9 protein-coding genes are annotated in these 11,581 nt (G+C 67.0%); 4 read left to right on the forward strand and 5 right to left on the reverse strand.

The features are described from left to right. Positions 1–204: 204 nt before the first annotated feature. Together VMJ11_RS14820 and VMJ11_RS14825 are read right to left on the reverse strand one after the other, a co-directional pair. Complete coding sequence (locus VMJ11_RS14820; RefSeq protein WP_325620146.1) at positions 205–1,275, reverse strand: hypothetical protein; 1,071 nt, start codon at positions 1,273–1,275, stop codon at positions 205–207. Positions 1,276–1,491: 216 nt separating this feature from the next. Continuing rightward, positions 1,492–2,022: a GNAT family N-acetyltransferase gene (locus tag VMJ11_RS14825; protein ID WP_325620147.1), complete on the reverse strand. Its 531-nt coding sequence runs from the start codon at positions 2,020–2,022 to the stop codon at positions 1,492–1,494. Between the two features lie 345 nt (positions 2,023–2,367). Between VMJ11_RS14825 and VMJ11_RS14830 the strand changes: the two genes are divergently transcribed. Next, a complete protein-coding gene (locus VMJ11_RS14830; protein WP_325620148.1) occupies positions 2,368–3,663 on the forward strand; it encodes an MFS transporter in 1,296 nt (431 codons plus the stop codon). A gap of 129 nt (positions 3,664–3,792) precedes the next feature. Here the strand turns inward: VMJ11_RS14830 and VMJ11_RS14835 are convergent, their stop codons facing one another. Continuing rightward, a complete protein-coding gene (locus VMJ11_RS14835) occupies positions 3,793–5,718 on the reverse strand; it encodes a tetratricopeptide repeat protein (protein ID WP_325620149.1) in 1,926 nt (641 codons plus the stop codon). A 134-nt stretch (positions 5,719–5,852) separates the two neighbouring features. On the opposite strand from VMJ11_RS14835, the gene VMJ11_RS14840 reads away from it, so the two are divergent. From VMJ11_RS14840 to VMJ11_RS14850, 3 genes are all read left to right on the forward strand, one after another. After that, positions 5,853–6,173, forward strand: coding sequence for a metalloregulator ArsR/SmtB family transcription factor (locus VMJ11_RS14840; RefSeq protein WP_325620150.1), 321 nt, complete (start codon positions 5,853–5,855; stop codon positions 6,171–6,173). After that, a complete protein-coding gene (locus VMJ11_RS14845) occupies positions 6,170–7,468 on the forward strand; it encodes a cation diffusion facilitator family transporter (RefSeq protein ID WP_325620151.1) in 1,299 nt (432 codons plus the stop codon). Before VMJ11_RS14840 ends, VMJ11_RS14845 begins: the two co-directional genes overlap by 4 nt. A gap of 70 nt (positions 7,469–7,538) precedes the next feature. Next, positions 7,539–9,230, forward strand: a complete 1,692-nt coding sequence (locus VMJ11_RS14850) for an FAD-dependent monooxygenase (protein ID WP_325620152.1) — start codon at positions 7,539–7,541, stop codon at positions 9,228–9,230. A 54-nt stretch (positions 9,231–9,284) separates the two neighbouring features. On the opposite strand, the gene VMJ11_RS14855 is transcribed toward VMJ11_RS14850, so the two are convergent. Together VMJ11_RS14855 and fdhF are read right to left on the reverse strand one after the other, a co-directional pair. Next, positions 9,285–9,524 carry a formate dehydrogenase subunit delta gene (locus VMJ11_RS14855; protein WP_325620153.1) on the reverse strand — a complete coding sequence of 80 codons (240 nt, stop codon included), beginning with the start codon at positions 9,522–9,524 and terminating at the stop codon, positions 9,285–9,287. 4 nt (positions 9,525–9,528) lie between these two features. Beyond that, on the reverse strand, positions 9,529–11,581 hold a 2,053-nt coding region (gene fdhF, locus VMJ11_RS14860; protein ID WP_325620154.1), incomplete at its 5' end, for a formate dehydrogenase subunit alpha.

Here is an 11,581-nt window from a genome sequence, read left to right on the forward strand (position 1 = left end):
GCGCAGGCGCAATTGCGGGAATTGCAGCGTCAGGTGGACTCACTCCAGCGCGCAACGGAGGCGGGCCTGCCCGGGGCGCGGCGCTGAGCAGTGGGGGCGGCTTCGCCCTGCTGGCGGCGTGCGCTTTGCGTGGCCTGCGACGAGAGATAAAAGCCCGGCAATTGCCGGGCTTTTATCTTTTGTCGCTTCTGAGGGGGCGGCGCGCTACTTCGCGAACTGGTCCGGTACTTCGGTCACGCGACGTTGAGATACGTGATTAACCCAATCTGTACTGTCGACCGGCACGGCTGGCCGGTTCGACGTGCGCTCAGCGGTGTAAGTCTTCGCGTAGGCGATGAGGGAGGCGTAGTCGTCGGCAGAATTCGCGCGAGTGTGCCGGGGCGCATAGCGGTCTGCCTCGAGGTCGGACTCACGCGAGCGATGCGCCATGACCGGCGGCCCTTCGCGATACGGCTCGAGCTTGACCGCCCGGACATTGTGGCGCGCCTCGCGCTGAACCAGCCGCGCGGGCGCCGCCGCCTTCGCCCGCACGCCGAAATCGGGTTGCGCGCGCGCAGGCACGTTCGCCCGTAGCGCTTCGATCTCATTGACGGCTGTCATCACGGGAGCCTGCGCAGGGGCCTGAGCGGTCCTATTCGCCAGGCCAGGTGCGACGGCTTCGTTAGCCGGTGCGTGCTCAATGGGCTGCGAAGCGGGTGCAACTGGGCGGGTTGACGGCTGCTGCACGGCATCCACAGTCGCGTGCTCATGTTCGGCGCGTGCGTTAGCGGTACGTTGCGATGCGTCCTGCCTCTCGATCGTATTGGAGCGCGAGACTGCCTTGGTGGCCGCGGTTATCGAGTCGCTTGGCGCGTGACTCGCGACAATCCAGGCGAGCAGCGCTGCACAGCCAATCGCGACTGCGAGCTTGGTTCTCTTGTACGGGGGTGAACGCCGCGACAACACAACCGGTTTGCGCAGTTTCCGCGGCGACGTGGCGCGCGCGGCCGTTGCATCGGCGGGCGTTTTTGGCGTGATGGGCGCGGCGACGGGCGCAGGAGGCAGCGGAAAGGGGCTGCGATCGCGGTCCCAGCGTGCGACCGCGAGGAATGCTTCGGCGCTCAGGCACATCGTACGCATGATGGCTGCATACAGTGCGTGTAGTTCGCTACGCCAACTGAGGTGAGAGGGTGTCAGCGCCCATTCCCGGCCGAATGTCGCCGGCAGCATGCCAAGCGGCCGAATGTACGGCAATGCGAACACACCTTCGACCTGAATGAACGGAGTTGTGGACATGGATCTTTTGCAGCCGCGGCTTGGCGCCGGCGCCGGGTGGCAAGGCTATCGACGACACGCGCTGATGGGTCGCCCGCGGTGCGCCGCATAAAAGTGAAGAGGTGTTGCGCATGATGGCAGCTGTAATGGCGTCGCTCTATCGGATATGTCCTAAAAAGTGGGCGCCTTTGCGCTGCGCGCAGCGGTGGTGCGGGGGCAGGGCAACTCGACTGGGCGTCACACGCCGTCGAGCCGGTACACGTAGCGCAGCGCCGTGATGTCGATGCCGCCCATGCGGTCGGGCTCCGAGCCCGAGTAGGTCCAGCCCTGACGCTCATAGAACTCGATAGCAGGTGAGTTGCCGGCGAGCACATACAAGTAGAGCCGGGTTTCGCCCTGGGCGCGCGCCCAATCCTGCGCTGCGCGCATGAGGCACTTGCCAACGCCAATGCCCTGATGCGCGGGCAGCGCATGCAGATTGTCGAGCAGCACACCCCACGGCGAGCCGGGCTGGCGTTCTACGCAGACGAACCCCGCAGCGGTGCCCGACTCGAGTTCGGCGATCAGGACGAGGCGGCGTTCGCTGCCGGGCGCTTCCATGCGCGCGCGCCAGTAGGCGGCGCGCTCGGCGCCGACTTCGCGTTCGAGGAATGCGGCAGGCAACAGCGCGCGATAGGTGGCCTGCCAGCTTGCGGCGTGCATGGCGGCGAGCAATGGGGCATCGGCGACGGTGGCCGGGCGCAGCGTCAGGGCGGGGGCTTGGGTCATGCGCATTGATGGCGTTTGGGCCGACAGAATCAGGGCGCGCGTCGGGGGCCGCGCGCCGAGCCCTACCGCGTCCTATTGTGCCCCATCCGGGAACGCACGCGGCGGGTTCATGGCCGCAGAAAGCAATTCGAATGCTAATGGAATTAAGATGAAAGAAATGCGCGACGTTAGCGCCTTTTGGCCGCGGCTTGTAGGGGGTTGCCCGGATATCTGGCCCCTTGTTCACGCCTCATAATAACCGCCCGCCCGGGCGCGCCCCCGCTATGCTCGCCTTCACGCGAGCTTTTGTTTTCACTGTCCCGCTAGCCGCATCAAGGCTCCTGGGCAGTTTCTTCTGAGAATGTCATGTCCACCGCGTCCCACGCATCTTCTAACGAATCCAGATTCCGGACGGTTTTTCGCGTTGTTAGCGGCAACTTTCTGGAAATGTACGATTTCATGGTCTACGGCTATTATGCTTCGGCGATCGCCCGGACCTTCTTCCCGAGCGACAATCCTTTCGCTTCGCTGATGCTGACGCTGTCCGTATTCGGCGCGGGCTTTCTGGTGCGTCCGATCGGCGCCATCATCCTCGGCGCGTATATCGACCGTCACGGCCGCCGCAAGGGCCTGATCCTCACGCTCGGCCTGATGGCAATCGGTACGCTCACGGTCGCGCTGGTGCCGGGCTACGCGACGATCGGCATACTCGCGCCGGCTCTCGTGCTGCTGGGCCGCCTGTTGCAGGGCTTTTCGGCAGGCGTGGAACTGGGTGGCGTTTCGGTTTATCTCTCCGAAATCGCGACCCGGGGCAACAAGGGTTTCTACGTTTCGTGGCAGTCGGGCAGCCAGCAGGTCGCCGTCGTGTTCGCGGCGCTGCTTGGCGTGCTGCTACACCGTCTGCTGCCCGTCGAGCAGATGACGAACTGGGGTTGGCGCGTCCCGTTCATCATCGGGTGCCTGATCGTGCCGTTCCTGTTCCTGATCCGCCGTTCGCTGCAGGAAACCGAAGAGTTCGCGAAGAGGAAGCACCGCCCGTCGATCAAGGAGATCACGGCCTCGATGATGCAGAACTGGGGCATCGTGATCGCCGGCATGGGCATGGTCATCATGACCACCGTTTCGTTCTACATGATCACGGCCTACACGCCGACCTTCGGCAAGGAAGTGCTCAGGATGAACGAGCTCGACACGCTGATCGTGACCGTCTGCATCGGCTTGTCGAACCTGTTCTGGCTGCCGGTTTCGGGCGCGATTTCCGACCGCGTCGGCCGCCGCCCGGTGCTGATCGTCTTCACCGTGCTCACGATCCTCACCGCCTACCCGGCCGTGCAGTGGCTCGTGGCGGAGCCGTCGTTCGGTCGCCTGCTGTCGGTTGAACTGTGGCTGTCGTTCCTCTACGCCTGCTACAACGGCGCAATGGTCGTGGCGCTCACCGAAGTGATGCCCGCCGACGTGCGCACCGCCGGCTTCTCGCTTGCCTATAGCCTCGCGACGACGGTTGGCGGCTTCACGCCGGCGATCTCGACCTACCTCATCCACGTGAGCGGCAACAAGGCTGCGCCCGGTGCGGTGATGGGCGTGGCGGCGGTGTGCGGCCTTATCGCCACGCTTGTGCTATATCGCACGCGCGAAGCGCGCAATCAGTACAAGGCAGCTTGATGCGCGGTGCGCCCTTCCTGGCGCACCTGCCATTTGCACAATTTCGCTTTCGCTTTCGCAACGAAAGGGAAGCAGGCGCGGCGCCTCTTTGGCCGCGCCTCATGGCCTGAGTGCCCGATGCTCCGCCGCTCAGGCGTCGCGCAATTCGCGCGCGACCGTTTCCACGACTTCCGCCCACGCATGCGGCCGCGGCTGGCGCACGAGCCGCGCGCGCGGGTACCAGGGACTTTCGTCGGTATTCGTGAACCAGCGCCAGTCCGCTGCGAACGGCAGCATGAGCCAGAGCTTCGCGCCAAGCGCGCCCGCGAGGTGGGCGATCGAGGTGTCGATCGAAACCACGCCGTCGAGGCGTTCGATCACGGCTGCGGTATCCGCGAAATCTCCGAGCTTGCCGCCGAGGCGATGGATCGAGCGCGCACGCGGATGCGCGTCGAGCGCCGCGTGCTCAGCGGCGCTCACATCCGGCTGCAGCACGATCCAGTCGATGCCGTCGAGTGCGAAGAGCGGTTCGAGCGCGGATAGGGCAATCGCGCGGTTCTCATGCTTCAGGATCCGGCCTGACCACGCGAGTCCGATCTTGCGCCGCGCCTGGCCCCCGAGCGACCCGCGCCACTTGCGCCGGTAGGCGGCGCTTGCCTGGAGGTAGGGCGTGCGCGCGGGCAGCGTGTCGATGCTCGTGCCGAGCGCGAGCGGCAGGGAGAGCAGGGGGCAGTGGAGGTCGGCCGCAGGGCGCGGCGCGCCCTGCTCGACGAGCGTGACGCGCCAGGCTTCAGCTGCAGGCGCGATGAGCGGCATGAGCGCGCGCTGCACTTCGAGCACGATGCGCGCGTTGCCTTCCTGTGCCGCCGCGACGAGCGGCACGAAGCGCACGAACTGGAGCGTGTCGCCGAAACCCTGTTCGGCTTCGATGAAGAGCGTGCGGCCATCGAGGGGTTCGCCGTGCCAGCGCGGCAGCGCGCCGGGTGTGGCGCCCGGCGCCGCCGCAGTCCTGGCGGGCGCATAGCCTGCGCCATTCGGCGCGTTGGCGTGCGCCTCCTCGCGCGCGGCCGGATCGAGCCGCCATTCGTACTCGGGCAGCCCGCGCCGGAAGTCGCCGAGCGTGAGCCACGTGATCGCGCGATTGAGGTGCGCGGCGGCGAGATTGGGGCGTACGCGCAGCGCTTCGTCGAAGGCGCGCAGCGCTGCCGCATGACGGCCGAGCGCATGGTGCGCCGTGCCGAGCGCAAGCCAGGCGAGCGCGAATTTCGGGTCGAAGCCGATTGCGCGCTCGTAGGGCCCGATCGCTTCGTCGTGGCGGCCGAGCGCGGCGAGCGCCGTGCCGAGCCCGAAGAGGGCCGGCACGAAGCGCGGCTGTAGCGCGAGTGCCGCTTCGAAGGTGGTCACGGCCTCGTGGTGATGGCCGATCGCATCGAGCGTGTTCGCGAGATTGAAGTGCGCGGCCACGAAGCGCGGCTGCACGCGCAGCGCCATGCGGAACTGCTCGAGCGCGCCCGTGCTGTCGCCGAGCGCGTTCAGCGACATGCCGAGGTTATTGTGTGCGCCTGCGTGGCCGGGGCGAATCTTGAGCGCGCGGCGAAACGCGTCGGCGGCTTCATCGTGGCGGCCGAGTGCGTGCAGCGCGTTGCCGAGATTGTTGTGCGATGACGCGTCGCCGGGCTGCAGGCGCACGGCGTGGCCGAATGCGTACATCGCGTCTTCGTGGCGGCCGATCGCCGCATAGGCGTTGCCGAGGTTGTAATGAGCGAGCGCAAAGGCGGGCGCCAGCGTGAGCGCGTTGCGAAAGCGCTCGATCGCGCCGTCGAGCTCGCCGAGCGCCTTCAGCGCGTTGCCGAGGTTCAGCTGGAGCGCAGCGTCGTCGGGACGCAGCGCGACCGCGCGGCGCACGAGGTCCGCGGCTTCCGCGTGCTGGCCCTGTTGGTGCCGCAGCACGCCGAGCAGATGCAGCGCATCGACGTGCACGGGATCGGCGTCGAGCGTCGCGCGGTAGCCGCGCTCGGCGTCGTCGAGCCGGCCGTCGCGATGTGCGGCGTAAGCGCGGACAAAAAGCTGTTCCATTGACTGAAGAAGCAAAACGTTCGGGACGCAAAGCCGGCATTTTCCCACACTCGCGGACCCGCTCCCGAAGGTTGACGGGATTCCGTTACTCAACTAACATATGAACACATATTCACATGTTGGTATTGGTAGCCATGACTCCGGTTTCCGACGACGAGCGCGTGGTGCCGCTCGCTGACCTTTTTCGTCTGCTTGGCGACGCTACGCGGTTGCGCATCGTGCTCGCCTGCGTGCAGGAGCGGCGCGCCGTCGGGGCGATCGCCGAGGCGCTCGGTCTGTCGCCCTCGCTCGTGAGCCATCATCTGCGCCTGTTGCGCGCGGCGCGCATCGTGCGCGCGGAACGCGCGGGCAAGCAGGTGTTCTATGACGCCGCGGACTCGCATATCAGTGCGATGCTCGCGGAGATGCTGGAACACGTGGCCGAACCCTCGACGCACTGGCAGGAGGGCGCATGACGGCCGCCGATCGCGAGCGCGCCAACGGCGCCGAGCAGCGCGAGGACGAACACGCGCCCGTGTGGTTCGACGAGGCGGCCGGCCAGGCGCCGCAGGGCACGCATGAGCACGCACACGCCGAAGCGTGCGCGCACCGTCACGGCGATGAGTCGCCCCACGAGCGTGACGGGCACGACCGCGAGCACGACCATGGGCACGAGCATGAGGATGGGCACGACCACGACGAAGGCGGCATGCACGACAGCCACGCGTCGCACGGGCATGGCCACGCGCACGGCCACCATCACCATCATCACGCGCCAGTCGCAGGACACGGCCGCGCCTTTGCGATCGCCGTCGCGCTGAACGTCTTCATCGTCATCCTCCAGACGGTATATGGCGTGCTCGCGCAATCCACCGCGCTGCTCGCCGACGCAGGCCATAATTTCTCCGACGTGCTCGGCCTGCTGCTCGCCTGGGGCGCCGCCTGGCTCGCGGCGCGCCGTCCCTCGGCGCGTTTCACGTTCGGCTTTGGCAGCTCCTCGATTCTCGCTTCGCTCGCCAACGCCGCCTTGCTGCTCATCGCATGCGGCGCGATCCTCGCACAGGCGATCGGACGGTTGCTCCATCCGGCTCCTGTCGCGGGTTTCGACGTGTTCGTCGTCGCGAGCGTGGGCATCGTCGTCAACGGCTTTTCGGCGTGGCTTTTCATGCGCGGGCAAAAAGACGACCTCAATATTCGCGGCGCGTTCCTGCACATGGCCGCCGACGCAGGCGTCTCGGCAGCCGTCGCCATAAGCGGTCTCCTGATCCTCGCGACTGGTCGGAGCTGGATCGACCCGCTCATGTCCATCGCGGTCGTGGTCGTGATCGTGTATGGCACGTGGGGCCTGTTGCGCGAGTCGGTGCGGCTTGCGCTCGCGGCGGTGCCTGCGAACGTCGACATGGTGTGCGTGCGCGCTTTTCTTGCCGGGCAGGAGGGCGTCGTGGATGTGCACGACCTGCACGTGTGGGCGCTTTCGACCACGGGCTGCGCGCTCACCGCGCATCTCGTGATGCCGGCCGGGCACCCCGGCGATGCCGCGCTCGATGGCATCGTCGAGTCGCTCAACGTGCGCTTCGGCGTGCGGCACGTGACGCTGCAGGTAGACCTCGGCACGAGCGAGCACCGCTGCGCGCTCGACGTGCCGGCCGACGTCAATCGGCACACGTCAACGCACCCGGCTTCGCATGCCCATTCGCCCCCACGGCTGAAGCGCCGCAGTTTGTACGGTACGTTGCGCGGTAGTTTGCACAGCAATCAGGGCAGCATTTGATGCGCTGCCGCGCGACCCGCTCGGGCGCGGGCGATACACTACGTATCGTGTCGAGCGCATGGAGGTCTGCATGGCCGTGGCTTCTTCTCTTGCGCCCGTGCTCATCGTGGGCGCGGGACCCACCGGGCTTGCTGCCGCGATGGGTCTTGCGCGCGCGCACATTCCGGTCCGCCTGATCGATCGCGCACCGCAGCCGGGGCGCCATTCGCGGGCGATCGGCATCCAGGCGCGCACGCTCGAACTCTTCGAGCAACATCGCATCGTCGAGCCGTTTCTCGAACTCGGCCACCGCGCGCACGTCGCGAATCTCTACTCGAACGGCCAGCGCCGCGCGCGGCTCGACTTCGATCCGCTCTTCACGCGGTATCCCTATCTGCTCTTCATCGATCAGACCGTTACCGAGCGCATTCTCACCGGGCATCTCGCCACGCTGGGCGTCGAGATCGAGCGCGGCTGCGAGCTGCTCGAATTCACCCAGGGTTCGGCGGGCGCGAGTGCGGAAGTGCGCCGCCCCGACGGACGTGTCGAGTCGCTGCGCTGCGCATACGTGATCGCCGCCGACGGCGCGCACAGCACCGTGCGCCATCGCCTCGACATGAAATTCGACGGCGAGACCATGCCGCAGTCGTTTCTGCTTGCCGACCTGAGTGCCACGACGCCCTGGTCCGACGACGAGTTCCACGTGTTCGCTTCTGGCGACGGCCTCGCCGCGCTCTTTCCGCTCGGTCACGGCCGTTACCGGCTGATCGCCGATCACAAGGCGATGCTGCCCGCCGCGCCCGAAGGCACGATCGCCGTGCCCACGCTCGACGAATGCCGGGGGATCATCCTGCAGCGCGTGCACCATCCGGTCTCCGTCTCGGAGATGCACTGGGCTTCGTACTTCAGCGTGAACAGCCGCATGGTGCGCCAGCTACGCGTCGAGCGCACCTTCTTTGCCGGCGATGCGGCCCACGTGCACAGCCCCGCGGGCGCACAGGGCATGAACACGGGCATCCAGGAGGCCTTGAATCTGGGCTGGAAGATTGCACGCGTGCATGCGGGCGGCGCGCCCGAGCGCCTGCTCGACACCTATCACGCCGAGCGCTACCCGATCGAGCGCCTCGTGCTGCAACAAACCAGCTTCATGACGCAACTGGTCGAAGCCGATCACGGCCCGCTCAAGCTGCTGCGCGAGCGCGTGATGCCGGCGCTCGTCGCGCTCGGGCCGCTGCGCGACGCGGCCCGCCAGGCGGTGAGCGAGCTGTCGATCCAGTACCGGCGCAGTCCGCTCACGCTCGAGCGCGTGCTCGACGGCGGACCGCGCGCGGGGGAACGTGCCCCGGATGCGCTGGTGGGCGTGGTGGACGGTCCGCTTGGCAAGGCGCCCGACAAGGGGCGCATCTTCGACCTGCACGATCCGGCGTGCTTTTCGCTGTTTCTGCTGGTGGAAGGCGAGGGCGAAAGCGCGGGAGCGAAAAATAACGGCGCGGGTGCGCACGCGGCACTCGCGCGCTTCGTGGAGGCCGTCGAGCGGCTGTTCCCGCAGGCGCTGCGGGTCTGGTGGATCTCCGATCTCGCGAATGGAGAAACGCCACTGGCGGGCGAGGGGGCGCCTGCGCTCGGCGAATCGTACGGGCGCACGCGGCCCGCGTTCTATCTCGTGCGGCCCGACGGCTACATCGGTGCGCGGGGCCGCCCCGGGTCGGACCTCAACGCGCTGCTGCGCCACTGCGAGACGTGGTATGCGGCGACGGGCTTCGCACAGGCGCCGCAGGGCTGAGCCGTGCGGCGCCGTGTACGTGTGACCGTCATGCGACGGGTCGTAGGGGGCGTGTCAGGCCGCCACGGGCGTCAACGTCTCGCGATACTTCGTGAGGGCCGCGAGCACGATCTCCGTGAAGCCCGCCTTCTCGCCCTCGACATCGAGCGCCGCGAGCAGCCTGCGGCGCATGCGCGGCTCCCAGAACTTGCGGATGTGCTCCGCGATGCCCGTGAGCGCCTCTTCGCGATCGGGCAGCGATTCGAAGAACATGCCGATCTGGTTCGCCATTTCGATCAGGTGGTCTGCTTGCATCGCCTTATTTCCCCGATGTTGTGAGTGGTTCGCGCTGGCGGTGCAGGTCGAGCTGCGTCGCGTTGAAGCGCGAGTACTCGCGCTGCCACTCCGAGGGCTGCTGCACGTGGCTCACCTGCACGGCCGTTACCTTGTACTCGGGGCAGTTCGTGGCCCAGTCGGAAGAGTCGGTGGTGATGACGTTCGCGCCCGATTCGGGGAAATGGAACGTCGTGTAGACCACCCCCGGCTGCATGCGCGTGCTGACCTGCGCGCGCAGCACCGTTTGCCCCGCGCGCGACTGGATGCCGACCCAGTCGCCGTCGCGAATGCCGCGATCGTCGGCATCGACGGGATGAATCTCGAGCCGGTCTTCTTCGTGCCAGCGCGAGTTCTCGGTGCGGCGGGTTTGCGCGCCGACGTTGTACTGCGAGAGGATGCGGCCCGTCGTGAGCAAGAGCGGGAAGCGGCGCGTGACCTTCTCCTGCGAGGCGATGAACTTCGTGATGACGAACTTGCCCTTGCCGCGCACGAACTCGTCGATGTGCATGATCGGCGTGCCATCGGGCGCGGCTTCGTTGCACGGCCACTGGATGCTCCCCAACTCGTCGAGCTTCCGGTAGGAAACGCCGTGGAATGTGGGCGTGAGACGCGCGATCTCGTCCATGATCTGCGACGGATGCGTGTAGTCCATCTCGTAACCGAGCGCGCGTGCGAGCAGGATCGTCACCTCCCAGTCCGCGTAGCCGGCGACGGGTGGCATGACCTTGCGCACGCGCGAGATGCGGCGCTCCGCGTTCGTGAACGTACCGTCCTTTTCGAGGAACGACGAACCCGGCAGCAGCACATGCGCGTACTTCGCCGTCTCGTTCAGGAAGATGTCCTGCACGACGATGCATTCCATCGACGAAAGCGCGGCCGCCACGTGCTGCGTGTTCGGATCGGACTGGACGATGTCCTCGCCCTGGCAATAGAGGCCCATGAACGTGCCGTCGAGCGCCGCCTCGAACATGTTCGGAATGCGCAGGCCCGGCTCGCTTTGCAGCGCGACGTGCCATGCGCTTTCGAATTCGGCGCGCACGGCCGCGTCGCCGACGTGCCGGTAGCCTGGCAGTTCGTGCGGGAACGAGCCCATGTCGCACGAGCCCTGCACGTTGTTCTGGCCGCGCAGCGGATTCACGCCCACGCCTTCGCGGCCGATGTTGCCGGTGGCCATCGCGAGATTGGCGATGCCCATCACCATGGTCGAGCCTTGCGCGTGCTCGGTCACGCCGAGGCCGTAGTAGATCGCGGAGTTGCCGCGCTGCGCGTAGAGGCGCGCGGCGGCGCGTACCTGTTCGGCCGGCACGCCGGTCACGTCGGCCATGGCTTCCGGTGAATTTTCCGGCAGCGCGACGAAATCGCGCCATTGCTCGAACGCGCGCGTCTCGCAGCGCTCGGCCACGAACGCCTCGTTCACGAGCCCCTCGGTCACGATCACGTGCGCGAGCGCGTTGACGATCGCGACGTTGGTGCCCGGACGCAGTTGCAGATGATGCTCGGCCTTCACGTGCGCGGTGTCGACGATGTCGATGCGGCGCGGGTCGACGACGATCAGCTTCGCGCCCTGGCGCACGCGGCGCTTCAGGCGCGAGCCGAACACCGGATGGCCGTCGGTGGGGTTCGCGCCGATCACCATGATCACATCGGAGTGATCGACCGAGGCGAAGGTCTGCGTGCCCGCCGATTCGCCGAGCGTCGTCTTCAGGCCGTAGCCCGTGGGCGAGTGGCACACGCGTGCGCACGTGTCGACGTTGTTGTTGCCGAACGCGGCGCGCACGAGCTTTTGCACGAGATACGTTTCTTCATTCGTGCAGCGCGAGGACGTGATGCCACCGATCGAATCGCGGCCGTGCCTCGCCTGAATGCGGCGGAACTCGCCCGCGGCGTAATTGATCGCCTCTTCCCAGCTCACTTCGCGCCACGGATCGGTGATCTTCGCGCGGATCATCGGCTTCTTGATGCGGTCCTTGTGCGTGGCATAGCCCCACGCGAAGCGGCCCTTCACGCAGGCATGACCTTCGTTCGCCTGGCCGTTC

The organism is Paraburkholderia sp., from assembly GCF_035501035.1.
Lineage (GTDB): Bacteria > Pseudomonadota > Gammaproteobacteria > Burkholderiales > Burkholderiaceae > Paraburkholderia.